Origin of the sequence: Salinigranum rubrum (assembly GCF_002906575.1) — an archaeon.
In the GTDB taxonomy this organism is placed as follows: domain Archaea; phylum Halobacteriota; class Halobacteria; order Halobacteriales; family Haloferacaceae; genus Salinigranum; species Salinigranum rubrum.
The window spans coordinates 964519-990507 of sequence record NZ_CP026309.1; the positions used below are offsets into that span (position 1 = coordinate 964519).

26 protein-coding genes and 3 pseudogenes are annotated in these 25989 nt (G+C 68.1%); 17 read left to right on the plus strand and 12 right to left on the minus strand.

What is annotated here, in order from left to right; all coding sequences use genetic code 11:
• Positions 1–26: 26 nt before the first annotated feature.
• Both C2R22_RS04625 and C2R22_RS04630 read left to right on the plus strand, forming a co-directional pair.
• Positions 27–809, plus strand: a complete 783-nt coding sequence (locus C2R22_RS04625) for a DUF7388 family protein (RefSeq protein WP_103424720.1) — start codon at positions 27–29, stop codon at positions 807–809.
• A 72-nt stretch (positions 810–881) separates the two neighbouring features.
• Positions 882–1658 (plus strand): creatininase family protein, encoded by a 777-nt coding sequence (locus tag C2R22_RS04630; RefSeq protein WP_103424721.1) that lies wholly within the window; start codon positions 882–884, stop codon positions 1656–1658.
• A gap of 47 nt (positions 1659–1705) precedes the next feature.
• Here C2R22_RS04630 and C2R22_RS04635 read toward each other — a convergent pair whose 3' ends face one another.
• From C2R22_RS04635 to C2R22_RS04640, 3 genes are all read right to left on the minus strand, one after another.
• A complete protein-coding gene (locus tag C2R22_RS04635; protein ID WP_103424722.1) occupies positions 1706–2155 on the minus strand; it encodes an Hsp20/alpha crystallin family protein in 450 nt (149 codons plus the stop codon).
• 72 nt (positions 2156–2227) lie between these two features.
• Positions 2228–2386: a DUF7559 family protein gene (locus tag C2R22_RS25555; RefSeq protein WP_173862775.1), complete on the minus strand. Its 159-nt coding sequence runs from the start codon at positions 2384–2386 to the stop codon at positions 2228–2230.
• A 161-nt stretch (positions 2387–2547) separates the two neighbouring features.
• A complete protein-coding gene (locus tag C2R22_RS04640) occupies positions 2548–4311 on the minus strand; it encodes a right-handed parallel beta-helix repeat-containing protein (protein WP_109745688.1) in 1764 nt (587 codons plus the stop codon).
• Between the two features lie 262 nt (positions 4312–4573).
• Here C2R22_RS04640 and C2R22_RS04645 point away from each other — a divergent pair, with 262 nt between their 5' ends.
• Positions 4574–6325 carry a radical SAM protein gene (locus tag C2R22_RS04645; RefSeq protein WP_103424724.1) on the plus strand — a complete coding sequence of 584 codons (1752 nt, stop codon included), beginning with the start codon at positions 4574–4576 and terminating at the stop codon, positions 6323–6325.
• A 72-nt stretch (positions 6326–6397) separates the two neighbouring features.
• Here the strand turns inward: C2R22_RS04645 and C2R22_RS04650 are convergent, their stop codons facing one another.
• From C2R22_RS04650 to C2R22_RS04665, 4 genes are all read right to left on the minus strand, one after another.
• Positions 6398–6796 (minus strand): TRAM domain-containing protein, encoded by a 399-nt coding sequence (locus tag C2R22_RS04650; RefSeq protein ID WP_103424725.1) that lies wholly within the window; start codon positions 6794–6796, stop codon positions 6398–6400.
• Between the two features lie 163 nt (positions 6797–6959).
• Complete coding sequence (locus C2R22_RS04655) at positions 6960–7724, minus strand: YkgJ family cysteine cluster protein (protein WP_103424726.1); 765 nt, start codon at positions 7722–7724, stop codon at positions 6960–6962.
• 24 nt (positions 7725–7748) lie between these two features.
• A complete protein-coding gene (locus tag C2R22_RS04660; protein WP_103424727.1) occupies positions 7749–8543 on the minus strand; it encodes an MBL fold metallo-hydrolase in 795 nt (264 codons plus the stop codon).
• Between the two features lie 133 nt (positions 8544–8676).
• Positions 8677–8949 (minus strand): MarR family transcriptional regulator, encoded by a 273-nt coding sequence (locus C2R22_RS04665; protein ID WP_103424728.1) that lies wholly within the window; start codon positions 8947–8949, stop codon positions 8677–8679.
• A 305-nt stretch (positions 8950–9254) separates the two neighbouring features.
• Here C2R22_RS04665 and C2R22_RS04670 point away from each other — a divergent pair, with 305 nt between their 5' ends.
• Both C2R22_RS04670 and C2R22_RS04675 read left to right on the plus strand, forming a co-directional pair.
• Positions 9255–10004: a class I SAM-dependent methyltransferase gene (locus tag C2R22_RS04670; protein WP_103427569.1), complete on the plus strand. Its 750-nt coding sequence runs from the start codon at positions 9255–9257 to the stop codon at positions 10002–10004.
• Positions 10005–10049: 45 nt separating this feature from the next.
• On the plus strand, positions 10050–10967 hold the full coding sequence (locus C2R22_RS04675; protein WP_103424729.1) for a glycosyltransferase family 2 protein: 918 nt from the start codon (positions 10050–10052) through the stop codon (positions 10965–10967).
• A 12-nt stretch (positions 10968–10979) separates the two neighbouring features.
• Here the strand turns inward: C2R22_RS04675 and C2R22_RS04680 are convergent, their stop codons facing one another.
• On the minus strand, positions 10980–11804 hold the full coding sequence (locus tag C2R22_RS04680) for an amidohydrolase family protein (protein WP_103424730.1): 825 nt from the start codon (positions 11802–11804) through the stop codon (positions 10980–10982).
• Positions 11805–12001: 197 nt separating this feature from the next.
• On the opposite strand from C2R22_RS04680, the gene thsA reads away from it, so the two are divergent.
• Positions 12002–13579: a thermosome subunit alpha gene (thsA, locus tag C2R22_RS04685; RefSeq protein WP_103424731.1), complete on the plus strand. Its 1578-nt coding sequence runs from the start codon at positions 12002–12004 to the stop codon at positions 13577–13579.
• Positions 13580–13706: 127 nt separating this feature from the next.
• Here thsA and C2R22_RS04690 read toward each other — a convergent pair whose 3' ends face one another.
• From C2R22_RS04690 to C2R22_RS04700, 3 genes are all read right to left on the minus strand, one after another.
• A complete protein-coding gene (locus tag C2R22_RS04690) occupies positions 13707–13997 on the minus strand; it encodes a hypothetical protein (protein WP_103424732.1) in 291 nt (96 codons plus the stop codon).
• A gap of 183 nt (positions 13998–14180) precedes the next feature.
• Positions 14181–14960 (minus strand): SAM hydrolase/SAM-dependent halogenase family protein, encoded by a 780-nt coding sequence (locus C2R22_RS04695; RefSeq protein WP_103427570.1) that lies wholly within the window; start codon positions 14958–14960, stop codon positions 14181–14183.
• An 8-nt stretch (positions 14961–14968) separates the two neighbouring features.
• Complete coding sequence (locus C2R22_RS04700) at positions 14969–15502, minus strand: nicotinamide-nucleotide adenylyltransferase (protein WP_103424733.1); 534 nt, start codon at positions 15500–15502, stop codon at positions 14969–14971.
• A 260-nt stretch (positions 15503–15762) separates the two neighbouring features.
• On the opposite strand from C2R22_RS04700, the pseudogene lonB reads away from it, so the two are divergent.
• From lonB to hisH, 3 genes and pseudogenes are all read left to right on the plus strand, one after another.
• Positions 15763–17820 (plus strand): annotated as a pseudogene (lonB, locus tag C2R22_RS04705) (ATP-dependent protease LonB); the annotation flags it as partial.
• Positions 17821–18645 (plus strand): CPBP family intramembrane glutamic endopeptidase, encoded by an 825-nt coding sequence (locus C2R22_RS04710; protein WP_103424735.1) that lies wholly within the window; start codon positions 17821–17823, stop codon positions 18643–18645.
• A 93-nt stretch (positions 18646–18738) separates the two neighbouring features.
• Positions 18739–19392: an imidazole glycerol phosphate synthase subunit HisH gene (gene hisH / locus C2R22_RS04715; RefSeq protein WP_103424736.1), complete on the plus strand. Its 654-nt coding sequence runs from the start codon at positions 18739–18741 to the stop codon at positions 19390–19392.
• Between the two features lie 171 nt (positions 19393–19563).
• Here the strand turns inward: hisH and C2R22_RS04720 are convergent, their stop codons facing one another.
• Positions 19564–20022 carry a methylated-DNA--[protein]-cysteine S-methyltransferase gene (locus C2R22_RS04720; protein ID WP_103424737.1) on the minus strand — a complete coding sequence of 153 codons (459 nt, stop codon included), beginning with the start codon at positions 20020–20022 and terminating at the stop codon, positions 19564–19566.
• A 113-nt stretch (positions 20023–20135) separates the two neighbouring features.
• On the opposite strand from C2R22_RS04720, the gene trpC reads away from it, so the two are divergent.
• From trpC to C2R22_RS27355, 8 genes and pseudogenes are all read left to right on the plus strand, one after another.
• Positions 20136–20936 (plus strand): indole-3-glycerol phosphate synthase, encoded by an 801-nt coding sequence (gene trpC / locus C2R22_RS04725; RefSeq protein ID WP_103424738.1) that lies wholly within the window; start codon positions 20136–20138, stop codon positions 20934–20936.
• A pseudogene (gene trpB, locus C2R22_RS04730) lies at positions 20933–22171 on the plus strand (tryptophan synthase subunit beta); the annotation flags it as partial. The gene trpC and the pseudogene trpB, both read left to right, overlap by 4 nt.
• A gap of 4 nt (positions 22172–22175) precedes the next feature.
• Positions 22176–23075, plus strand: a complete 900-nt coding sequence (trpA, locus tag C2R22_RS04735; protein ID WP_103424739.1) for a tryptophan synthase subunit alpha — start codon at positions 22176–22178, stop codon at positions 23073–23075.
• Between the two features lie 33 nt (positions 23076–23108).
• The gene (locus C2R22_RS04740) at positions 23109–23927 is read left to right on the plus strand and encodes a 2-amino-3,7-dideoxy-D-threo-hept-6-ulosonate synthase (protein WP_103424740.1); all 819 of its coding nucleotides are present in this window, start codon (positions 23109–23111) and stop codon (positions 23925–23927) included.
• A gap of 234 nt (positions 23928–24161) precedes the next feature.
• Positions 24162–24341 carry a hypothetical protein gene (locus C2R22_RS04745; protein ID WP_162562378.1) on the plus strand — a complete coding sequence of 60 codons (180 nt, stop codon included), beginning with the start codon at positions 24162–24164 and terminating at the stop codon, positions 24339–24341.
• Between the two features lie 34 nt (positions 24342–24375).
• Complete coding sequence (locus C2R22_RS04750) at positions 24376–24645, plus strand: hypothetical protein (RefSeq protein WP_103424742.1); 270 nt, start codon at positions 24376–24378, stop codon at positions 24643–24645.
• A 148-nt stretch (positions 24646–24793) separates the two neighbouring features.
• Positions 24794–25581, plus strand: a pseudogene (locus tag C2R22_RS27350) (SDR family NAD(P)-dependent oxidoreductase).
• A 1-nt stretch (position 25582) separates the two neighbouring features.
• Positions 25583–25969 (plus strand): hypothetical protein, encoded by a 387-nt coding sequence (locus tag C2R22_RS27355; protein ID WP_162562379.1) that lies wholly within the window; start codon positions 25583–25585, stop codon positions 25967–25969.
• Positions 25970–25989: the final 20 nt, after the last annotated feature.

A 25989-nucleotide genomic window follows, 5' to 3' on the forward strand; every position in this document is an offset into this window, starting at 1 on the left:
GGAGCTAGTGCAGGGGGTGGCTCACGATGTTGACTGGTGAGCGCGCCGTCGCCGAGACGGGCCTCGACGCGCTCGCGCTGAAGCCCGCCGAGTGCGACGTGCGCCGCGCGCTGGACGTGCCGCTGCCGACGGTCGCCATCGACTACGAGGGCCGCGAGTCGCTGCCCGACTCCGAGGTCCTCGCCCGCCTCGCCGCCGAGAAGACGGTCCGCCTGACGATTCCCGTGCGCGCCGACGGTTTCGACCCGCTGGGCGACGACTCCCGCTGGGCGTCGATCCCCGAGCGCGTCGAGCGAGTGCTCGTCGCGGGCCACGGCGCGTATCTCTCCGACGACGAGAAGAAACGCGCCGTCGCTCCCAGACTCCGCGCGGCGCGCGAGCGAGCCCCCGGCGCGTGGGTCGGCACCGAGGGCATCGAACGCATCGCGCTCGCCGCCGGCGGGACGCAGTACGAACTCCTCTCGCGGTCGACGAAGCGGGACGTTCGCGCGCTCCGCGCCGCGGGGTTCGACGGACAGGTGGCGCTGTACGCTCCGACGGTGCTGACCGACGACGAGGACGTCGTGCTCGACGCCGTGGGGTCGTACGCGGCGCGCCGTCGTCCCGTCGCCCGCGCGCTTCCCGACGGCGCATCGGTCGACGCCACGGCCGCGGGACGCGCCCGAGAGGTACTCTCCGCGGCGGTCCGCGACTACGCGCTCGTCGGCGCGCCCGACGTGGTCCGCGAGCAGGTTCGCGAACTCAGAGAGGTCGGCGTCGACATCGTCGTCGGCTACCCCGCCCGCGGCGTCGACGAGTTCTGCGGGTAATTCTCCCGGTCGTCTCCGGTCTGTCTCCGTTTCTTCGTCGTCGATAAGTCGTCGCCCTCCCGAGCACCTCGTATGAGCCCGCCACTGCTCGCGGACTGCTCGACCGCCGCGGCCGCCGACCTGCTCGACGACGCCGACGTCGCACTCTTGCCGACCGGCGCGACGGAACAGCACGGACCGCACCTCCCGCTCGGGACCGACACGCGGGCCGCCCGCGGGGTGACGGCCCGACTCGACCGCGAGGACTGCGTCGTTCTCCCTCCCCTCGCGGTCGGCGTGAGCGACCACCACCGGCAGTTCTCGGGGACGCTCTCGGTGTCGCCCGAGACGTTCGAGGCGTACGTGCGAGAGACCGTCGAGAGCCTCGCCGCGCACGGCCTGCGGAAGGTCGTCGTCGTGAACGGCCACGGGGGTAACGACGACGCACTCCGGCGGGTCGCGCGTCGGCTCCGGGCGGCGGAGACGGCGTTCGTCGTCCCGTGGAACTGGTGGTCGAACCTCACAGACGAGCACGAGGAACTGTTCGGCCGCGACCACGTCGGGCACGCGGGCGCGGCCGAGACGAGCGCCGTGAGCGCGCTGGCACCCGACCTCGTCGACGAGAAGCGGGTCGGGGAGGCGGACGCCGGAGCGGGGGACGTCTGGGGCGTCCACGTCGGCGGCGCGATGGTACTCGACGACGCCGCGGACTTCTCGGATAACGGCGTCGTCGGCGTCCCGTCCGACGGCAGCGCCGAGGCGGGTGAGCGACTCCTCGACGCCGCCGTCGCGGACCTCGACAGGGTGTGCGACTGGCTCGGGTCACGGGCGTTCGCGTCGCTCCTTCCGGCCGAACACCAGGGCCGCTGAGCCGATTCGGAGCGAGTCCGAGAGGAGCGAGAACGTGTCGACCCGGCTCAGGGCGCGTCGGCGTCGTCCGTGTCGTCGCTTTCGACCTCCTCGTCTCGGACCTCGACGTCCGTCGCGCGGTCGTCTTTGGGGATTCGAATCCGCAGGGTGCCGTTGTCGGCGAGCGTCGCGGACGCGCCGTCGGCGTTGACCGCCGCGTCGTCGGGGAGCGTCACCTCTCCGTCGAGCGAGAGACCGCGGCCGGGGAAGCGCATCTCGAAGCCCTCGTAGAACTCACGGAACCGGTCGATGCGGACCTGCACCTGCCCGTCGAGGAAGCGGACCTGGACGTCCGAGCGCTGGATGCCCGGGGCGTCGAAGACGACCAAATACGCGTCGTCGCTCTCGAGGAGGTCGTACGGGAGGGGTTTTCGTTCCTGAACGCGACTCATCCCGCGCCCGACCCGCTCGAGGACCGTGTTGGCGACCGACTCTCCGATCTCACGAATACCTGTCATCGTTCGTACCCGGAGCTAGCGGCCGGCGGGAGAAAAGCGTTGTTCGATTGCGCTACTCACCCGGTGCTCCGCTCACAACTCGATGAGTTCGAGCGTGTCGGTCTCCCCGCAGTAGGGACACTGCAGGTCCTCGACGGAGAGGTCGTCGGGGACGTCGTACGTGTAGTGGTTCTCGAACATGTCCAGCTCACACTCGTCGTTGAGACACCGGAGTTCCTCCGTCTTTGGCATGCTCGACTCTTCTGGCGGGGTGCCGATACCTTTTTCGAAGACGGATATCGTGTGACCGTCTCGAACGTTCGGCGGCGTTCGCGTCCGGAGTCGACTGGCGGCGGGGACGTCCGCCGGACCAGTCGTCGTCGGCCGTGAACGCGGAGGCGTTCCGATTCGCCTTACGAGTCGTCGATGCGCTCGCCGTCGAGAGTGACGGTCGCGCCGTCGGTCAGTTCGACGATCTCGACGACCTCGCCTTCGAGTTCGAACGTGTCGGTGTTCCACCGGTACAGTTCGCCCTCGATGATGCCGTTCTTGGCGGAGTCCCCTCGCTCGTCCGTGGACGCGGTTCCCTCGTACCGGATCCGGTAGTCGTACCGACCGTCCCCCGCCCCGTGTACCACGAGCTTCCGGACGCCGTCGGAGGCGGAGTCGTCGGAGCCACCACTAGAGTCGTCGGAGTCGTCGGAGCCGTCGTTGGCATCGTCGGAGTCGTCGGAGCCGTCGGAACTGTCGTCGGCGCTGTCGTCCGCACTCGTGGCTCCGGAGAGGGGACAACTCCCGTCGAATCGAAGCTTCGAGGTGCTGAGCGTGGCGTTGTTCGTGACGGTCGGGCGGCCGTCCACGTTGATGTTCGTGTTCACGACCTCGCACCCGCTCGAATCGGAGACGCTGACGCCGTCACGGCCACCCGTCATCTGAATACACGAGTCACGAACCGTGCTGTCGGGCCGACGGAACAACTCCACCGCGGGGGACCCGCTGGAGTCACCCGTGATCGTGACGTTCTCGATGGTTACTCCCCAGGGCCGCTCCGCGGTCCTGCCGAGGCGAGCCTGTCTCACCGGGTCGTCGACACGAATCGGCCGAACCCCGTCGGCGTTCATCTCGAACTGGCAGTCGCGCACGGTCATCGAGCCTGCCGACCCGTCGACCCAGAGCGCGGTGACGGGCTTGGGGACCGAGTCGTAGGTGAACGTACACCCCTCGACCGAGCCGCCCGACTCGCCGCGCTGGTCCGTCTCCCAGACGATCATGTTCGGGTTGATGAGCGGGGTACTGTTGACTCGGTCGGCGGCGTCCGAGTCGACGATGAACTCGGAGTCTTTGACGTACGACCCGTCACCGCCGATTCTGACCGCCGCCTGATTGTTGTTGACGAACGTGCAGTCTTCGATCCGAACGTCCCCGGACGGGGCCGACGCGTAGATGCCGTTCTCGCCCGCGTTCTCGAACCGGCTGTTCCGAACGTAGAGCCGTCCTCTGTGTCTCGCCCCCGCCCAGATGATGCCCGGGGCGTTCGGGTCGTTCGTCTTGCTCCGGTGTGGCTTGATTTCGGTGCCGCCCGTCCGTTCGACGCCGTCGACGATTCCCTCGCCGTCCGGGTCGAGTACCACCGGACTGAGGGTCACGACGGCGCCGTTGCTCTCGGTCGGATTGAACCCGATGAAGTGGACGTCCTGGACGCGGAGGTTGTCGTAGACGACGATCCTGAGTCCGAGTTTCCCCCGTCTTCGCTGGCTGTAGTCGAGTGCGACGTTCTCGACGAGCACACCGTTCCCGTTCCACGTGTTTATCGCCTGGAGGCCCTCTCTGGAGTTCGAGACGAATCGAACGTCCTCGGGGTCGTCGCCGAGCCCTCGCATTCCCCAGTTCTCGGGGCCTCCGACTCGAATCTCGTCGCGGATGCGGTACTCGCCCGGGGGGAACTCGACGAGCGTATCCCCCTGTCGCATCGTCCGTTCGAGCGCACCGTCGATAGCGCGATTCCCGTTCGGGTCCATCCCGAGGTCGTCGACCGCGTCGACGACCCGTTCGAACTGGATGCCGTACCGCTCGGTCGACGCCGCGCTCGCCACACCGCTGCTCAGTGCCCCGGCCGCGAGTCCGGCGCCGGTGAACTTGAGCAGTTGTCGGCGGTTCAATCTATTTTTGTCTGTCATTCCCTCGTCGTCTCTCCGTTTTCGGTGATTGCTGTCATCGTCCTCTGGCCGCGAGCGGACGGTTTAGTTGTCACTCGTCCATGAGTCCAACAGCCGCTCGCAGATTATCATTAAATCACCCGTTGAAGTAGTCTATGGTATGGATATCGAGCGAATTAGCAGAATTTCGTTTGTTCACTAAGGACGCCTCGAGAACGCTTGTGACTCGGCACGCGCCGCCCGGACCGTGCCGTTTACCCACGCCGGGAGCGAACCACGAGCCATGACAGAGGCACCGACATCGACGCCGTCGGGGGGGACGCGCGACCCGGCGTCCCTCCAGGTCGTCATCGTCGACGGCTACGTCGACGAACCCGCCCACTTCGGCGTGCCGCCGTACATCTCCACGTACCCGCGCTACACGGCCGGCGCGCTCGTCGATGCCGGCGTTCCACCCCAGCAGGTCACGTACCACACCATCGACGAACTCCGCGATGATCGACAGAAGTGGCGGGCCGTCGCCGACGCCGACCTGTTCGTCTACGTCGGCGGCATGACCGTCCCCGGGAAGTACGTGGGAGGAACGCCCGCGGAGCCGGACGAGGTGAGGGAGCTGGCGTGGACCGCCGACGGGACGACGCTGATGGGCGGCCCCGTGAAGTTCGGCGTCGGCGAGAAGAACGAGGGCGCCTCCGACACCGAGCGCAAGGACCTCGACTACGACTTCGTCGCGAAGGGCGACGTCGAGGCCGCCGCGTACGACCTCGTCTCCGCCGGACTGGAGGGGTTCGACGACCGCATGCGCGAGTACAGCGAGGTGGAGCGGTGGGCTTCGAAGGGAGCGTTCGTCGTCGAGCAACACCCCAACCATCCGGACTACCTCATCGCGGAACTGGAGACTTCCCGCGGCTGTGCGTACCGGTGCTCGTTCTGCACCGAGCCACTGTACGGCGACCCGAACTTCCGAACCCCTGGGTCGGTGGTTCGAGAGGTCGACCGCCTCTCCGATTCGGGTGTGAGACACTTCCGAATCGGCAGACAGGCCGACATCCTCGCTTTTGGCGGCGACGGCGAGGCGCCCAACCCCGACGCGCTCCGGGAGCTGTACGGCGGTATCCGCGAGGTCGTCCCCGACCTGGGTACCTTACACCTCGACAACATGAATCCCGTGACCATCGTCGACTATCCCGAGCGGTCGAGGGAGGCGATCAGAATCATCGCCGAGCACAACACGCCCGGCGACACGGCGGCGTTCGGCCTCGAATCGGCCGATCCCGTGGTCCAAGCGGAGAACAACCTCCTCGTCTCGGCCGACGAGTGTCTCGAAGCCGTCCGTGTCGTCAACGAGGAAGGGGGCTGGCGCCCCGGCGACGAGGAGAAGCGCGGCCCCTCGCTTGAGGGTGACCACCTCCCGAAACTCCTCCCGGGCATCAACCTCGTCCACGGCCTCATGGGCGAGCGTCCCGAGACGTACGAGCACAACAAGCGCTTTCTCGAACGGGTGTACGACGAGGGGCTGATGCTCCGCCGCATCAACATCCGGCAGGTGATGGCGTTCGCGGGAACGGAGATGTCGGAGGCCGGCGCGGACATCGCGAAAGAGCACAAACAGCAGTTCAAACCCTACAAGCGAGAGGTCCGCGAGGAGATCGACCGCCCGATGCTGAAGCGCGTCCTCCCGCCGGGGACGGTCCTCGACGAGGTCCACCTCGAGTATCATCAGGACGGCAAGACGTTCGGCCGCCAGTTGGGAACGTACTCGCTTCTCGTAGCCATTCCCGGCGAGCGGCCGCTGGGCGAGACGCTCGACGTCGCCGTCGTCGACTACGGTTATCGGTCCGTGACCGGCGTTCCGTACCCACTCGACCTGAACGCGGCGTCGCTGGACGAACTCACGTCCATTCCCGGCGTCGGCCAGCGCACGGCGGGCGACATCGTCGTCGGACGCCCCTACGCCGCCGTCGAGGAACTGCCCGGGAGTGCGGACGTCGACCTCTCGCGGTTCGTGACGGTCTCGCCCGGGCAGGGCGACTGATTCCGATTCGAGCCCGTACCGGGACGACGCGGGACGGTCCCGACCTGTCCCACCCGGTCGCCCGGACGACGCTTAAAAGTCCTCTTCGATGATCTCGCCGACGGCGAAGTTCGATTTGACCTCCGTCACCTCGACCTTCACCCGCTCGCCGACCTCCGCGCCGGGAACGATGATGACGTAGCCACGCTCGACGCGGGCGATACCGTCGCCCTGCTTGCCGATGTCCTCGATTTCGACGTACCGGAGTTCGCCGACCTCGACGGGGGGTTGCGGCTCCGACGTGTCGGTCTGTTTCCGCTCGGGGCGGGACTCTTCGGCTTCCGTCCGGGAGATGAGCGCGACGCGGTAGATCTCGCCCGGGTCGACGCTGCCCGTCTCGACCTCACGACGGGGGACCTCGACGACGTACTTGTCGTCCTCGGACCGGACCTCGGCGTTGAACAAACACAGGAGCTTATCTGAGATTTCCATAGTGAGACCTCCATCAGTACTCATATCGGCCGTCATCAAAGAGGTACCGACCGCTCTGACCGCTCCGGGGCGTTCGACGCCGTCGTTCGTCCCGTTTCGGCCTCGGACGCGTTCGACCGTCCGGGACCGTCCGTGGGCCTCGGGGGACGTCGGCGAGTGCCGACTACGTCCCCTCTCCGAGCGGGCGCCCGTCCGGCCGCTTCTGTCCCTCGGAGTCGTGAACCACCACCCCGTCGACGCTCGTGGGGCGGTAGTTGTCCCGCACGCCGATGGCCTCCTCCAGTTCGCGGACGGCCCGCGTCTTCAACGCCGTCGCCAGTTCCTCGGCGTCCTCCCGCGAGATGTCGCGTCCGAGACCCTCACACTCGTGGGCCCGGACCATCCCCTCGGTGTCGACCGCTTCCCCCATCGGTTGGCTCGTCCCGCCGAGCGCGACGCTGAACGGGTACGTCCGACAGACGAGCGGCCGGTCCTCGTGGACCGCACACGCCCCTTCGCCCCCCTCCTCGCGGTAGAAGGTACAGTCGCCACAGTCGCTCGTCTGCAGCGCCCACTCGAACGTCTCTCCCCCTCCCTCCTCGCCGAGCCCGTACGGCATCGGCCGGGCGACGTCGCGCCAGTCGTACGCTTCGCCCTCCTCGCCCGCCGCCATCAGCCGCCGAACCTCGTCGGGGAACACCGTCGCCGTGTGTGGCTCCCGTCCGCTCGGTTCGTCCTCGCCCCGCTCGCTTCCGTCCCGCCCGCCTTCGGCTCGTCCGTCCTCGTCAACGCCGTCGCTCCCGCACGTCTCGTACCCCTTGCAACAGGCGCCACAGCGGGTGCACTCGAAGCCGATGGACTCGATGGCGTCGGCGAGCGCGGCGACGTCGAGGTCGCGGGCGCGGGCGAGTTCGGTCTCCAGCGACGGGGGCGGAGAGGACGATGACACACCCCTCTCTCGTGGCGGCCCGGACTAAACCCCGTCGCTCGGCTCGACGCGCTCGCTCTCCGGGTCCCACCGCACCTTCCCTTCGACCGCGAGCTTCTCGACGTGGGCGCGGACGGTGGCGATAGCGAGTGAGCGAACCCCCGAGACGTCCTTGTCGTAGGCCGCATCGACCACCTCGCCGAGGGTTCGCGCGCCGGCGTCGACCGCCGCTCGGACGCGCGCCTCGCGGGCGAGTCGGTGGTCGATGAGGCGGTCGAGCGTCGCGCGCGGGTCGTCGATGTGCGGGCCGTGTCCCGGGTGGAGTCGGGCGGGAGCGCGTGCCCGGAGGCGACGAAGACTCGTCAGATACGCGCGCATGTCGCCCTCGGGCGCGCCGACGACGACGCTCCCTTCGGCGACGGCGAGGTCGCCACAGAGTATCTCGTTCCCGTCCTCGCGGACCTCGAACGCGACGTGGTCGCGCGCGTGCCCGGGCGTGTCGAGCACTGTCACCGACCCGTCGTCGGTGTCGATGACGGTTCCCTCGGCCATCACCCGGTCGGGCGTGAGGCCGGCGGCGGCCTCGAACGCGCGTTCGCGTCCGCGACGCGCCCACACCGTCGCGCCCGTCTCGGCCGCGTAGTGGGCGACGCCGCCGACGTGGTCCGGGTGGGTGTGCGTGACCGCCAGGTGTTCGACGGTGTGCCCCGTGAGGAGCGCGTCGAGGTCGGCGTGTCGCGCCGGCGGGTCGACGAGGAGGGCGCGGTCGCTGCCGACGAGGTAGCTGTTCGTCGTCCCGGTGGGGACGGATCGGTCGACTGGAACGGCGGTGTGCTGCACGGAAAAGGTGGTACGTGGTCAGTCGTGTCTGTGGACGGTTCGGGTGTCGAGGTTTCGTACGGTCTCCCGTCGCCGTGTCCCGGCCGCCGCCCCCGGGGCGACGACGACCGGGACCGACCGACAACAGGCCCTCTCAGGTGTTGAGGTAGTACACCTGCTTCCGGGCGTCCTTGAAGCTGTACCGCGAGGAGACGAGGTCGGACTCCTCCAGACGGTTGAGCGCGTACCGGACGGTCCGGTCGGGCAGGAGCGACTCCTCGGCGAGTTGCCCCTGTGAGAGCGGTGCGTCCATCTGCAGGACCTTGGCGACGAGCTTCGCGCTCGGCGGGAGTTCGCGGAGCCGCTCGCGGAATTCGGTTTCGGACAAGAGCTTCTCGGCCTCTCCCTCTGCGGTACTGGTGCTCATACCGACCGTAGAGCGACGCCGTGTGGTAAAGGTTAGCTACATGTGTGACAAAACAATCCGTACACCTTATACACATAATAATTACACGACGCCGGCGCCCGGTCGGCCGGCGGCCGGGAGCCGTCGCACACAGGGGAGTACGAAACCACGCGTCCGAACGCGTCTGCGCGTCCGCTGACATCCGCGCGGTCGACGCTGACCGACGCGCTCGGTGCGGCACGCCGTTCCAGTGCGCTCGTGCGCTGGCTGTTCGTCGTTCACGTTCCAGTACGTTCATAGTGGAGGCGCTCACAGAACCGGTACGAGTGAAAGGAAAAGAGTGGTACAAGGCGGACGACGTCGCCGAAGAGTACGACTCGAAACGCTTCTCACGCGGGGGTCGGCTCATCGACCGCCGGGAGAAGGGTGCGGTGCTCGATGCGCTCTCACCGGTCGACGGGAAGCGCGTCCTCGAAATCGCGTGCGGCACCGGCCGGTTTTCGGTCACGCTCGCCGAACGCGGCGCGGACGTCGTCGGGCTCGACATCTCCCGGGCGATGCTCACGCAGGGCCGTCAAAAGGCCCACGAAGCGGGTGTCGCCGACCACATCTCGTTCCTGCTCGGGGACGCCGCCCGACTGCCGTTTCCGGACAACTACTTCGACGCCGTGTTCGCGATGCGCTTCTTCCACCTCGCGGACACCCCCGCGAAGTTCCTCGCGGAGATGGCCCGCGTCTCGAAGGGACAGGTCTTCTTCGACACGTTCAACGACTTCTCCACGCGGGTCGTCTACAACTGGCTCCTCCCGATGGGCTCGCACCTGTACTCCCGCGAGGACGTCGAACGGCTCGTCGAGGGCGCCGGGCTCTCGCTCGCCACCGAGTCACACGACTTCGTCGTCCCCTACGGCGTGTACCGGAAGATCCCCGGCGCCATCGCCTCCGACATCCGCTCCGTCGACACGGCCGTCGGCGACACGAGCGTCGGCGAGCGACTCGCTTCCGTCTCGTACTGGAACGCCGAGGTTCCGGAACTGGACGGTGAGGCGGTCGAACGGGCCAGCGAGGCGGAATAGCGGCGGAGCGGCCGGATTTAAGTGTTCGCTCGCCGACGGACGGACATGGACCTCTCGGTAGTCGTTCCGACGCTCAACGGGCGTGATCGGCTGGCCACCAGCCTCGACTCGCTGGCCGCCCACGCTCCCGACGCCGAGGTGGTCGTGGTCAACGGCCCCTCGGCGGACGGGACGACCGGGATGGTGCGCGACCGTGACGACGTCGACGTTCTCGTCGAACTCTCCGCGCGGACGCTGAACGTCGCCCGGAACGCCGGTATCCAGGCCGCGAGCGGCGACGCCGTCGCCTTCCTCGGGTACGACTTCGCCGTCGAACCGGGGTGGGCCGACGCCCTCTGCGACCGGTTGGTCGAAGACCCCGTCGTCACCGGGCCGACCCGCCGCCGCGTCTACGGCGGCCAGACCGCCGACGCCCCCGAACGACGCCGCATCTGCAAGCGCGACGTCACGTACTTCGACGGCGGCAACGTCGCCTTTCGAAGGAACGCCCTCGACGACCTCGACGGGTTCGACGAGTACCTCCAGACCGGCGGTGCGCGCGACGCCGCCCACCGCCTCGCGGGCCTCGGCTACGGCGTCGCGTGGGAACCGGAGATGCAGGTGTCGCTCGAACACGAGACCGACGGCGGCGTCGAGACCCGCGACTGGGAGTGGAAGTATCGTGCGCTCGCGTACCGCCTCGTGAAGAACTACGGCCTCAGGCCGGAGGTCGCTCGGCGGACGCTCCGCCACGCCGGGTCGGACGCGCTGTCGACCGCGAAGGACGTGTTGCGGGGGGAGTCGGTGCCGACGTCGTGGTTCGGCACCAGCCGGTCGGTCACCGTCGGTATCACGATGGGTTTCCGCGACGGCCTCGTCGCCCGCGCCCGCGACCGGACGCCGACGCGCAATCCCCGCGGCGTCTCGACCCGCGCCGACCGCGCCGTCGCACAGTACGACTGGCGGCAGTCCTCCTCCCAGTAGCCGCTCCCCCCGTCACGCCGACGACGCGAGCCCCGGAAACACCCGCACGGCGTTCTTCTCGAACGCGCGGCGCATCAGGTCCTCGCTCACGTCGAGCGTGAGCAGTTCCATCACGCTGACGTTCGGGTGTGTCGCCGGCGCGCCCGACCCGAACAGCACCCGGTCGGGGTGTTCGAGGAGCCCCCGTTCGAGCACGTCCCGGTAGCGGACGAAGCTCGTCTCGACGTAGAGGCCGTCGTACTGGTCGAGCAGGTCGACGGCCGCGTGCATCCGCTCGCGGTCGAGCGGGTAGCCGCCGAACCGCTCCAGCACCACCGGGAACGAGTACCGGAGGAGCGTCGCCTCCACCGCCGCGAGAGTGAAGCCGTCCCCGGCGCGGACCACGACGGGGAGGCCCACGCTGTCGAGACGGTCGAGCGTCTCCTCGTCGGGGAGGCCGTCGTGTGCCGGGTCGAGCGTGAACCCGTGGAACCGGTCGCCGTAGCCGTACTGCTCGACGTCGTCCGGCGTGGTGTGGTGGTCCGCGCGCGAGGCGGTGAGGTTCCGAAGGCGGGCGGCGGGGCGGTCGCTGGGGTCGCGCGGCCCCGTGAGTCGCGCCAGCGGGACGAACGGCCGGTCGACGCTCAGCCGCGCCACCGCGTTGTTCACCCTGAGGTAACCCTCCCCTCTCGGACGGGGCCCCGGCGCGACGAGTGCCCTGACGACGCCCGCCTGGTGGAACTCGCGTTCGAGACGCTCGGGACCCATCTCGCGCCCGAACCGGGCGCTCTCGTCGCCGTTCGGGTCGAGCCGCGCGCGGACGTCGACCACGCGAAAGCCGTGTTCCAGTTCCAGCATCCTCTAGCTGTCACTGTCGCCGGGGCGGACTATAAGCCAGCGGGGTGAGGACGGCCCGTCGCACGAGCCAGTCCCCGTGTCTCGTCTCCCAGGTGCGACTCGTGCACACACGTCCCTTGCTACGCAGTCATGCGGTTTTGGCAGGCAAATCGAAGAAACGCTTATATAGAACTGCAAACCATCTACTGGTGATTACTATGTCATCCCGCATGCAGCAGGGCCAGCCGTTGTTCATTCTCGCAGAGGGCAGCCAGCGAACCCGCGGCCAGTCCGCACAGGACTCGAACATCCGTGCCGGCCGGGCGGTCGCCAGCGCCGTACGCACCACCCTCGGCCCCCGAGGGATGGACAAGATGCTCGTCGACTCCTCGGGAGAGGTCGTCATCACCAACGACGGGGCGACCATCCTCAACAAGATGGACATCGAGCACCCCGCCGCGCAGATGATCGTCGAGGTCGCCGAGACCCAAGAGGACGAGGTCGGTGACGGCACCACCACCGCGGCCGTCCTCACAGGGGAGCTCCTCGCGAAAGCCGAGAACCTCCTCGACGACGACATCCACCCGACGGTCATCGTCGAAGGGTACACCGAGGCCGCCCGCCTCGCCCAGGACGCCATCGACGCGCAGGTGCTGGACGTCGACCTCGACGACGACCTCCTCGTGAAGGTGGCCGAGTCCTCCATGACAGGTAAGGGCACCGGCGACGTCACCGCCGACGTCCTCGCCCAGCACGTCGTCCGCGCCGTCCGGATGGTTTACGACGACGCCGAGCGGTTCGACCGCGACGACATCAACGTCCACACCCGGACGGGCGCCTCCTCGTCGGCGACCGAACTCGTCGAGGGCGTCATCATCGACAAGGAGCCAGTCAACGACGAGATGCCCCGCTCCGTCGAGGACGCGACCGTGGCAGTCGTCGACGTGAAGCTCGACGTCCGCAAGGCCGAGGCCGACACCGAGTACAACATCTCCTCGGTCGAACAGCTCACCGCGGCGCTCGACGCCGAGGAAAGCGAACTGCGGTCGTACGCCACCTCGCTGAAGGAGGCGGGCGTCGACGTCGTGTTCTGCACGAAGTCCATCTCGGACCGCGTCGCGAACTACCTCGCGAAGGAGGGTATCCTCGCGTTCAAGAGCGTCAAGAAGTCGGACGCGCGCCGCATCGCCCACGCGACGGGCGCGAAGCGCCTCGGCTCTGTCACTGACATCGACACCGACGACTTCGGCCACGCCGAGTCGGTCTCCATCGAGAAGTACGGCGAGGACGAACTCACGTTCGTCGAGGGCGGCGCGGCCTCGAAGTCGGTGACGCTCCTCCTGCGCGGCGGCACCGAGCACGTCGTCGACGAACTGGAGCGCGCCATCAACGACGCCATCGACGTCACCATCGCCGCCATCGACAAGGGCGGTGTCGTCCCGGGCGCGGGCTGCACCGAGGTCGCCATCGCCGACCACCTCCGGTCGGAGGCGGCGGGCATCGAAGGAAGAAAACAGCTCGCGGTCGAGGCGTTCGCGGACGCGGTCGAGGCGCTCCCGCGCACGCTCGCGGAGAACGTCGGCATGGACCCCATCGACGCACTGGTCGATCTGCGCTCGCGGTACGAGAGCGAGGGTCGCGCGGGCGTCGTCGCCACCGGCCGCTTCGGTGAGATCGGCGACCCCGTCGAGCACGGCGTCCTCGACCCCGCCGCGGTGAAGCGCGAGGCCGTCGAGTCGGCGACCGAGGCCGCGACGATGATCCTCCGCATCGACGACGTCATCGCCGCCGAGTAATCGGCTCGCTCTCGCCTTCTCTCTGGCCGATATCCGGTCGCTCTTCCGTTCCGCTGTCGAACACAGTGGCGCGAAAATAGCAGGGTGTGGTGCCGCTCACCGGCTTTTCTGCTCTTGGCTCGCTCGCTCAGCTTCTCGTCGCGGGCCCGACGGTCGGCGCCGTGAACGAACTCGTCACCTTGGCACAGCCTTCGATGCACGCGACGAGCGCATCCCCCTCGAAGAGGTTGCTGCAGTGGATGACGCAGTTCTCGTAGTCGCCGACGTCCCCCGCTGCCGACGGCGCGACGAGCATCGCGTACAACGCTCGCCCGTCGTCGAGCCCGACCTTCTTCGCGACGCTGTTCAGTTCCTCTCTCGTAACCGAAATCGTGACCTCCGCCGGTAGTTCGTCGTACGACTTGTCTTCGTCTGACATGTGTCTCCCCGCCTTCGGGACGTCCAGAAGGCAGGAAACGTTCGTCGGCAGACGGCTTAGCTGCTCATTCGTTGTGTCGGGCACGTCGAACGGTTGAACTATTCATCGCCTTCGACGATTCTCCCCCGTCGGTACGGGGCCGCTCGCGTTCCGGTTTCCGAGTCCGCCGTCCGTCGCGTCTCCTCACTCCTCGCGCTCGACGACGACTTCGTCGCCCGCCGAGAGCCCGAACGCCTCGTCGCCCCGTCCCCGGTTCACGTCACACTCGACGAACGCGTGGCTGCCGACGGTGACGAGTCGCTCGCCCTCCGCGACCGACGCGAACGACTCACCGACGGGGACCTCCTCGCCGTTCACCCGTACCCGGTCGCCGTCGTCGAGTCCAGCGAGGAACGCGCCCGGGACGTTCGTGATGGCGTTCCCGAAGTCGTCGACGACGAGCACCTCGCCACGAGCGGTCAGACCGTCGTCCGCGACGTCGGCTTCGGGGAGACGGTGGTCGACGTACTCCTCGGCGGGCGAGACGCGGTCGAGTTCCTCGATCCGGTCGGCGCCGACCTCGTGGACGGCCGCGGCGAGGGGGGCGAAGACGTCACGGCCGTGGAACGTGTTCGAGGCTGGCTCGTCGTACGCGTACGCGAAGACCTCGACGGCCTGCTCGCCAGCGAGCGCCCGCGCCGCGGGGAGAGCGACCCCGTTGTCGGGGGCGACGAGCGCGTGGTCGCCCGCGCGGACGGCGAGCGCGGCACGGTCGGTGCCGACGCCGGGGTCGACGACGAGGAGGTGCGTCGAAGGCGGAAACTCCGGGAGGACGAAGCGAGTCCAGAACGCGGCCGCGCGGACGTCCTGACGGGGGAGGTCGTGGGCGACGTCGACCAGCCGAACCTGGGGGTCGTGCGAGAGGAGGACGCCGCGCATCGCGGCGGGGTACGGCGAACCGAAGTCCGAACTCAGCGTGATCATCTCCGCTCTCACTCGGGGTCGCTCGTCGCGTCGCCGTTCGAGTCGGTCTCGGAGACGCGCTGGATGCGCTCGATACCGTCGATCTCCTCGACGATGTCGACGACAGGGGCGGGAACGAGCGACCGCCAGTCCCCGTCCGACAGCATTCGCTCCCTGAGTTCGGCCCCTTCGAGGACGTCGCGGTTGAACATCGGCGACTGACGCACCTCGACGCCCGCCTCACGGAAGAGTTGGATGACGAGCGGGTTGTTCGAGTACGCCACGTCGAACGTCGGCGACATCGACTGGACGTGGCTCACCCACACGGAGTTGCGGTCGAGGTCCTCGATGGGGACCGCGTAGCTGACGACGTCGAACTCGGCGACGGACTTGGTGACCATCATGACCCGTTCGCCGGCGGTGAAGGGGTTGCGCGGCGAGTGCGAGTCGCCCGCGGACCCGATGCCGAGTACGAGTTCGTCGACCTCCGCTGCGATCTCCTCGACCATCCTGTGGTGGCCGTTGTGATACGGCTGAAACCGTCCGATGTAGAACCCCCGCATGGCAGAGTGGTTCTCCGCCGCCTTTTATAAAGTACACGAGTCTGCTCAGACGCCGAATTCACGTCGTAGCACCGCCGACGAGTGGGTTTGGGTGATGCGTTCGGAACGCCGACGGGGAGAAAGTATATCAGTCGCGCACCCCTGTCTCAGGATAGCAACGCTTCTATGAGCAACGACATGGAATCTGACGAAACTCCCCCGGAACGAGGGAGTGAAGACCACCCCGACTCGCCCCCTCGGACGGGGAGTCGCGCGAGTCCCACGAGCGGGAGGAGCAGACAGACCGCGGCGCTGGCGACGTGCCGCGGCGCGAGCACGGGAACGGATCCGACGAGACAGAGAGAGAGACCGTCAACGACCTCGACGACCTCGGGAGCGCCGTCGACGTCGAGGTCGACGGTGAAGCGACCATCGAGGAGAACCCCTCCGAGGACGACCTCCTCGGTGGCCTCCGGATCGGCTCGACGCAGGAGATCGAGGTACCGGATCGGCTCGTCGATCAGGTCATCGGACAGGAACACGCACGGGACGTCATCCTGAAGGCCGCGAAGCAGCGCCGCCACGTGATGATGATCGGTTCGCCGGGGACCGGCAAGTCGATGCTGGCGAAGGCGATGTCCGAACTCCTCCCGAAGGAGGAACTGCAGGACGTCCTCGTCTACCACAACCCCGACGACGGGAACAAGCCCAAGGTCCGGACTGTCCCCTCCGGCAAGGGTGAGCAGATCGTCGAGGCACACAAGGAGGAGGCGCGCAAGCGGAACCAGATGCGCTCCTTCCTGATGTGGATCATCATCGCCATCGTCCTCGGCTACTCGCTGATCATCGCCGGGCAGATCCTGCTGGGCATCCTCGCGGCGGGTATCATCTATCTCGCGTTCCGCTACGGTTCGCGGAGCGGGGACGCGATGATTCCGAACCTCATCGTCAACAACGCCGACCAGACGACGGCACCGTTCGAGGACTCGACGGGTGCGCACGCCGGTGCGCTGCTCGGCGACGTCCGTCACGACCCGTTCCAGTCCGGCGGGATGGAGACGCCGAGCCACGACCGCGTCGAACCCGGCGCCATCCACAAGGCCAACAAGGGCGTGCTGTTCATCGACGAGATCAACACGCTGGACATCCGCTCCCAGCAGCACCTCATGACGGCCATTCAGGAGGGCGAGTTCGGCATCACGGGCCAATCCGAGCGCTCCTCGGGCGCGATGGTCCAGACCGAACCCGTCCCCACCGACTTCGTCATGGTCGCCGCCGGGAACCTCGACGCGATGGAGAACATGCACCCCGCGCTCCGCTCGCGTATCAAGGGCTACGGGTACGAGGTGTACATGGACGACACCATCGAGGACTCCCCGGAGATGCGTCGGAAGTACGCGCGGTTCGTCGCTCAGGAGGTCGCGAAGGACGGCCGTCTTCCGCACTTCACCTCCGACGCCGTCGAGGAGGTCATCCTCGAAGCCCGCCGCCGTGCGGGTCGGAAGGGCCACCTCACCCTCGAATTCCGGAACCTCGGTGGACTCGTGCGGGTGGCGGGCGACATCGCTCGCTCCGAGGACGCGGAGAACACGACGCGCGACCACGTCCTCCAGGCGAAGGGTCGCGCCCGCTCCATCGAGCAGCAGATCGCCGACGAGTACATCCAGCGGCGCAAGGACTACGAACTCTCGGTCAACGAGGGCTTCGTCACCGGCCGCGTCAACGGCCTCGCCGTCATGGGGCAGGACTCCGGTATCATGCTGCCCGTCATGGCCGAGGTGACCCCCTCGCAGGGTCCCGGTCAGGTCATCGCCACGGGCCAACTGAAGGAGATGGCCGAAGAGAGCGTCCAGAACGTCTCCGCCATCATCAAGAAGTTCTCCGATCAGGACCTCTCCGAGATGGACGTCCACGTCCAGTTCGTCCAGACCGGACAGCAGGGCGTCGACGGCGACTCCGCCTCTATCACGGTCGCCACGGCGGTCATCTCGGCGCTCGAAGACATCCCCGTCGACCAGGCGCTCGCGATGACCGGGTCGCTCTCGGTCCGCGGTGACGTCCTCCCCGTCGGCGGCGTCACGCACAAGATCGAGGCCGCCGCGAAAGCCGGCTGCAAGCGGGTCATCATCCCCGCCGCGAACGAGCAGGACGTGATGATCGAGGACGAGTACAAGGAGATGGTCGAGATCATCCCGGTCTCGCACATCAGCGAGGTTCTCGACGTCGCCCTCGAAGGCGAACCCGAAAAGGACTCGCTCGTCGACCGGCTCAAGACCATCACCGGCTCGGCGCTTCCGAAGAAGGGCGTCCGCGGTCCTTCGAGCCCCAGCCCGCAGTAAATGCCCGACTGGGCGACGTTCGCCGGCTTTGCGGGCGTCGTCCTCGTCTTGCTCCTCCTTCTCGCGCACGCGTCGAAAGCGGCCGTGAGTGGTGACGCGCTCCCGCGGAGCGACTGGTCGCGACCTCGACCCGGATCGGTCGATCCGGCCGTCGCCGACGTCCACGTTCGGCTCGCGGACCGCGTCCTCGACTCGCCGACCCGTCACGGCGAGCCGACCGACCGACCGCACGCGACGCCTCAGCTCTCGACGATTGCGCTGTTGGCGAACGTCGCTGTCTCACAGGGCACGTTCGGGCTCTTGCTCCTCGCCGGTGCCTGGTTCACTCAGATCCCGCTCGCCGCGTTCGGCGTTTCCTCGTCGCTCGTCTCGGCGTCGATGCTCGGTGTCGGGGTCGCGCTGGGCGTGGCGCTCTACGTGGCCAACGAAGCCGGGGCCTCGGTCGGCGAACGGCTCGGCATCGGTGCCGACGAGGGGCTCCGCGAGGCGCTCGCTCCCGACTCGCTCGGTGGATGGGCCGTCCTCCTGTTCCTCGTTCTCCCCATCATCGCGGGGTTCGAGGAACTCCTCTTTCGTGGCGTGCTCGTCGGCGTGTTCTCCGCCGGCTTCGGCGTCTCGCCGTGGCTCCTCGCGCTCGGCTCGTCGGTCGCGTTCGCGCTCGGCCACGGCGCGCAGGGACCGGCCGGTATCGTCGTCACCGGCGTCTTGGGGTTCGTCCTCGCGGCCGCGTTCGTGCTCACCGGGAGCCTCGCCGTCGTCGTCGTCGCCCACTACCTGGTGAACGCGCTGGAATTCCTCGTCCACGAGGGCGTCGGCGTCGGATAGCTCGCGGAACGGTCTGTCAGTCGCATCGGTCGCACTGGTCCCATCGGTTGCACCGAGCGACACGCTCTTTTGATCGCTGTGCGTCGTTCCGTCGTGAACGTCACCGTCATCGATTACGGCGTCGGGAACCTCCGGAGCCTCCGTCGCGGGCTCGAACGCGCCGGGGCCACGGTCGAGGAGAGCTCCGACCCCGCCACGATTGCCGACGCGGAGGCGCTCGTGCTCCCCGGGGTGGGCGCGTTCGAAGAGTGCATGCGGAACTCACGGCCCTTCCACGACGTGCTCGTCGACGCCGCCGAGGACACGCCCGTCCTCGGTATCTGCGTCGGACTCCAGTTGCTGTTCACCGAGAGCACCGAGGGTGCACCCGATGGGGAGACGGTCGCCGGACTCGATCTGATCCCCGGTCGGGTCGAACGCCTCCCGGCAGACGAGGTCACGGTCCCGCACATGGGATGGAACACCCTCGCCGTCGAGCGAGCCCATCCGCTCGTCGAGGACATCGGGGACGACTACGCGTACTTCGTCCACTCGTACGCGACGGCGGTGAACGACCACACCGTCGCCGCGGCGGAGCACGGCCGACGGTTCGCCGCCATTGCCGCGAACGAGCGCGGCAACGTCGTCGGCACGCAGTTCCACCCGGAGAAGTCGGGGGAGACGGGGCTGAAACTCCTCGCGAACTTCGTCGACTTCGCCCGGACGTGGAACGCCGACGAGGAACGAACGGCCACCGCGTCGGACTGAGGGGGTGAGGAGGGGGCTGACGGACGACACGCGCTCCTCCGAGACGGGGTGTCGTCACGTCGCTGACCGTCCCGGAGCGGGGCTCACCGCACACGACTCGGTGGCCCCGGCCTCGTACAAGAAGTCTCGTCTCCTCGACGATACTCCTTCCTCACACTGGCGTCTCCACACCTACGATTCGACGGCGCGAAACAGCCGAGCGACCCGCTCGGGGGTCGCCCCCGGCGCCTCGACTCGGTGGTCGGGCACGAACAGCGGGGCCGGGTTCTCACGGAGCGCCGTCTCGACCGCTTCGACGTCTCCGTCGTTCTCGGGGTCGAGGCCGGCGAGACGGGCGAGTCGCCCGACGGAGATGGTCTCTCCGTAGGGGACGTTCCGCACTGCTTCGAGTACCGGCCGCTGTGCCGTCGGCACCGTGAGCGCCACCTGTACGTCGTCGAAGTGGTCCTCCGTTCCTCGGAGGTACGCCTCGACGCGGTCGAGGAGCGCGTGGTCGCTCGCGGCGTCGTCGGGGACCTCGCTGGGGAAGGAGACGCCGACGACGCGGCCGCTTGCGACACCGATTTCGACCACGCAATCCTCGAACGACCGGGCGAAAATACCCGCATCCGTCGCTGCATCCGGAGCCATACCCCACAGTCGTCACCGGAGCGTCTTCAACCCCGTCTTCCACCGCCCCGTCCCTCCGACGCCCGCCGTATCCCGCAAGTCTTATGAACAAATCAGTCCATCAGTGTACACTGATGAACGATACTGAGGAAGAGATGGCCCCCGCGGTGCGTTCGATTCTCGCGGCCGCGCGGGGGCGCTCGGGGGGCGACACCCGTCTCTCCGTCGACGCGCGGTCGTTCCCCGAGGCGGTCGCGGCTGCGGAGGCCGAGGGACGGGTCCCGGTCGTCGCGGAGGTGAAGCCGACGAGTCCGACCACCGACGGGCGCGTCGAGAGCGACCCGGTCGACCTGGCCCGGGAGATGGTCTCGGGCGGCGCGACGGCGCTGTCGGTGCTGACCGAACCGGAACACTTCGGGGGGTCACCCGACGCGCTCCGGCGAGTCCGCGAGGCCGTCGACGTCCCCGTGCTCCGAAAGGACTTCGTCCTGCACGAGGCACAGCTAGACCTCGTCGAGGCCGACCTCGTCTTACTCATCGCCCGTTTCCTCGGCGAGGACCTCTCGACGATGGTCGACGCGGCGCGAGCGAGAGGATTCCAGCCGCTCGTCGAGGTCCACTCCCGCGCGGAACTCCGAGACGCGCTCGACGCGGGTGCGGAGATCATCGGCGTGAACAACCGCGACCTCGCACGACTGGAGGTCGACCTGTCGACGTTCGAGCGGGTCGCCCCCGACGCCCCCGACGACGTGACGCTCCTCGCAGAGAGCGGCGTGACGACGCCGGACGAGGCCCGGCGGATGCGGCGGGCCGGTGCCGACGCGCTCCTCATCGGCAGTGCCATCATGGACGGCGACGTGAGAGCGAACACGGAGCGGTTCGTCCGCAGCGAACGGACGCGAACGGACGAGACGAACACCGAGACGACACAATGAGCACGGACACGAGCGGAAAGTTCGGCGACTACGGCGGACAGTACGTGCCGGAGGCGTTGATGCCGGCCATCGAAGAACTCACCGACGCGTACCAGCGGTACGTCCTCGAGAACGAAGAGGGCTTCATGGACGAGTTCCGGTCCCGACTGCGGGACTTCGGTGGCCGTCCGACGCCGCTCCAGCGTGCGGACCGCCTCTCCGAGCGCTACGGGACGGAGGTGTATCTCAAGCGCGAGGACCTGCTCCACGGGGGCGCACACAAACTCAACAACGCCCTCGGACAGGTGCTCCTCGCGAAGTACATGGGCAAAGAGCGCATCATCGCCGAGACCGGCGCGGGCCAGCACGGCACGGCGACCGCGATGGCCGCCGCACACCTCGACATGCCCTGCGAGATATACATGGGCAGGCGCGACATCAACCGCCAGCGCCCCAACGTCTTCCGGATGCGAATCAACGGCGCCGAGGTCAACCCCGTCACTGTCGGGAGAGGGACCCTGAAGGAGGCCATCTCCGAGACGATGCGCGACTGGGCCACGACGGTCGAGACGACCCACTACGTCATCGGCTCCGTGGTCGGTCCGCACCCGTTCCCGTCGATGGTCCGGGACTTCCAGGCGGTCATCAGCGAGGAGGCCCGTCGGCAGGTCCGAGAGCAGGCGGGTCGGCTGCCCGACTCCGTGCTCGCGTGTGCCGGCGGCGGGTCGAACACGATGGGCACGTTCGCGAACTTCATCGACGACTCCGAGGTCCAACTGTTCGCCGTCGAGGCCGGCGGCTCCTCGCTCGCAGTCGACGAGGACGCGGGCGTCGCGCCGAACTCGGCGTCGCTGTCGACGGGGAACGAGGGCGTCCTCCACGGCGCCCGGACGAAGCTCCTACAGGACTCCAGCGGACAGATCATGGAGTCACACTCGGTCTCGTCGGGGCTCGACTACGCGGGTGTGGGCCCGGAACTCGCCCACCTCGTCGACACCGGCCGCGTCACTCCTGTCACCGTAGACGACGACGCCGCGCTCGAAGGCTTTCACCGACTCTCCCAGACCGAGGGCATCATCCCGGCGCTGGAGACGGCCCACGCGTTCGGCTTCCTAGAGGAGAACCCCGACCGGGTCGGCGACCTCACCGTGGTGAACGTCTCGGGGAGGGGCGACAAGGACCTGGAGACGGTCATCGAGGAGACGGCAGAGCGCGACATCGAGAACGCGCCCGACATGGACATGTTCGTGGGGGGCTGTGATGTCGGGCATCGCCGAGGCGTTCGCCGACGGCCCCGCGTTCATCCCGTACCTCGCGGCGGGCGACCCCGACTACGAGTCCTCCATCGAGTACGTCGAGGCACTCGCGCGCGGCGGCGCGGACATCATCGAACTCGGCTTACCGTTCTCCGAACCCATCGCCGAAGGACCGACCATCCAGCAGGCCATCGTCCGGTCGCTGGACAACGGGATGACGCCCACGCGTTTCTTCGAGTTCGTCGACGAACTGGACGTCGACGTCCCGCTGGTGTGTATGACCTACTACAACCTCATCTACCAGTACGGGCGGAGCGAGGCACGACGCGCCTCGGAAACGGCGAGCGGTGAAGCCGCGAGCGGGACGGGCGACCCCGGACCGCGCGCGTTCGTCGAACGGGCCGCCGAAGTCGGCATCGAGGGGTTCGTCGTGCCCGACCTCCCGGCGGAGGAGGCCGACGACCTGCGCGCCGCGTGCGACGAGTTCGGCCTCGACCTCGTCTTCATCGTCGCGCCCACCACCAGAGGCGACAGACTGCGCCACATCATGGAGCAGGTGTCGGGCTACGTCTACGTCCAGGCGCGCCTCGGCGTGACCGGCGCGCGCGACGACGTCTCCAACCAGACCGACGAGTCGCTCGCGCGACTCGACGAGTGGGACGTCCCCAAGGCGGTCGGGTTCGGAATCAAGACCGGCGAGCACGCCGAACGGGTCGTTCGCGCCGGTGCCGACGGCGTCATCGTCGGTTCGGCGCTCGTCGACATCGTGGCGGACGGGTACGAGAACGACACGCCGACCGAGGAGACGGCCCGTCGCCTCGAAAAGAAGGCTCGCGAACTGAAAGAGGGCGCGCTCAGGGGCGCCGAAACCGCGCAATCGACACCGCAAACGGAACGCACATAACCACCGATTGCTACAGATTCTCACACTACAACCATGGACGCCGGAATCACCGCACGACTCGACCGCATCTCGACAGGGGGGAACTACCTCATCGTCCCGATGGACCACGGCATCACGCTGGGTGCCATCAAGGGGCTGAAAGACATCGAATCGACCATCGACGGCATCACGCGCGGCGGCGCCGACGCCGTTCTGACGCAGAAGGGCATCGCCCCGCGGGTTCACCCGCACAAGAACGGGGCGGGCTACATCGTCCACCTCAACGCCTCGACCAGCGTCGGTCCGGACTCGAACGACAAACGGCACACGGGCACGGTAAAAGAGGCGATCCGCGCCGGCGCGGACGCCGTCTCCTACCACATCAACGTCGGCTCGAACTACGAACCGGACCAGATATCCGAACTCGCGCGCATCACCGACGTCGCGGGCGAGTACGGCGTCCCCGTCCTCGCGATGTCGTACGCCCGCGGCGCCAACCTCGAAGGCGAGGACCCCGAACACGACGCCGAGTATCTCGGCCACGCCGTCCGCCTCGCGGAGGAACTCGGCGCGCAGGTCGTCAAGACGGCCTACAGCGGCGACGCGGACTCCTTCCGTCACGTCGTCGAGTCCACTCGACTCCCGGTGGTCATCGCCGGCGGCGCGAAGGGGACCGACCGACAGACCGTCCAGAACGTCCGCGGGGCGATGGACGGCGGCGCCGCCGGCGTCTCGATGGGACGCTCCATCTTCCAGCACGACGACCCCGAGGCCATCACGCGCGCCGTCTCGGCCATCATCCACGACGACGCTTCCGCGGACGAGGCGCTCGACGTCGCCGGTCTCTCCGAAGAGGCCGGCGCCGAGGCCTAACTCGACTCGACTCGACTTTGTTCGACCTGCTCGGACGCGCGTACACCCTGCGGCGAAGTGACCGCTGACGCGGCCGCCTCGCGGGCTGTCTGCCCTGCGTCTGACGCACGCATGACACGCTGTATCACGGTTGATTCTGGGGAGAAGGGGTTATCTATCCCGTCCGAGTGTCGTCTGACGAACCCACAACCCATGACTGTCGCTCCCGGCCACCAGAACCCTCGGAGTTCGAGCGTGACCAACCCACCCCGAACCGTCGGCCGAACGCACACCGAGTCGCTCGCCTGGGCGATGTTCGTCGCCGGATACGACGCCCGAATCGACGACGTCGAGCGCGGGGTGGGGTTTCCGACCCGCGCCTCGTTCGACGAGCACCTGTACGAGCAGTTCCGGTCGGTCTACGAGGGACCGTAACTTCACCTCGCCACACTGCCACCAGCCACGACACATGCCGACGCCGCGCAATCCCACGGTCCACGTCCCCGTCGTCGCCGACACCGAGCACGTGTTCCACACCACGACGCGTTGCCCCCGGATTCCCCTCGCGACGGAGCCGATGACACGGTCGGCCGCTCGGCGTGGGGGCCTCGTCGAGTGTCCCCGCTGCTTCGAAACGCGGATGCAGCGGCTCGAACGCGACCAGCCCCGCGTGACGGCGTCGATGGAGCGGTCCACCACGACGTCGACTTCGGGCTTTTCGCACTTCGTCGTCGAGTAGACGGCAGGCGCATCGACTGGAGGCGGTCGTCCGCCCGTTGGAGGACTCAGGCCGCTCGCTGTACGGCGCTCGTCGCGTCGGTGTGCGACCCGACCGCTGGTGTCGACACTGCCACTTTTCTCGGCGTCTCCCGTACGCCCGACCGCACATGTCCCACGTCTCCTACGACTACGCCGACACCACCGTCATCGTCACCGGCGCCTCTTCGGGCATCGGCCGCGCCGTCGCCCGACGGTTCGGCGAAGCCGGCGCCGCGGTGATAAACGCCGACGTCAGGCCCGACCCGAAGGACACGGACGCCGAGCGACCGACGCACGACCTCGTCGACGAGGCCGGTGGCGTGGGTCGGTACGTCGAGACCGACGTCTCCGAGGTCGGGGACATCGAGACTGTCGTCGAGGCCGCGGGCGAGTTCGGCGGCGTCGACGTGATGGTGAACAACGCGGGCATCTTCCGGTCGGGCAACATCCTCGACCTCGACCCCGCGGACTTCGACCGCCTCCACGAGGTCAACGCGAAGGGCGTCTTCTACGGGACGCAGGTGGCGGCGAAGGACATGATCGACCGCGGCGTCGAGGGCTGTATCGTCAACACGGCCTCCATCAGCGCGGAACTCGCACAGTTCGACCACGTCCAGTACGACTCGACGAAGGGCGGCGTGAAGATGATCACGCGGGGGCCGCGCTCGAACTCGCCGAGTACGGCATCCGCGTCAACGCCGTCGCGCCCGGCCACATCGCCACCGAGATCAGTGAGGGGTGGTCCGAGAGCGCCCCGCGGGAGGTCCGCGCCGGCGAGGTCATCAAGCACGTCCCGCTGGGCCGGGCCGGAGAGCCAGCGGACGTCGCGGGGGCGTACCTCTTCCTCGCGAGCGACGATGCCGGCTACGTCACGGGCGACACGCTGTGGGTCGACGGCGGGCTTCAGGTGTTCTGACGTGACGCTCAGAGCCCCCTCGCTACCGCTCTCGCCCCGGGTTCGGAACACGGACTGGGACGAGTACGCCGCCGTGGACCTCGTGGACTTCCTCCCGGCGACGACCACGCGGTTCGAGGACGACCTGCTCCACACGGAGGTGTACCGCTATCGGGACACCGCACCGCCGCCGTCGGTGTACGAGAACGGCGAACGCGAGTACCGCGTCACGCGCATCACTCGACCACTGGTCGAGCACCTCACGGCGAAGGCCGAGCATCCCACGGCGGAAGCCGAGCACCTCACGGCGGACGCCGAGCATCCCACGGCGGAAGCCAAGCGTCCCACGGCGGATGCTGAGCACCCAACGGCGGAAGCCGAACGGTTCACGACGGACGCGACGGAGTAATTTCTCCCCTCTCGCCGCCG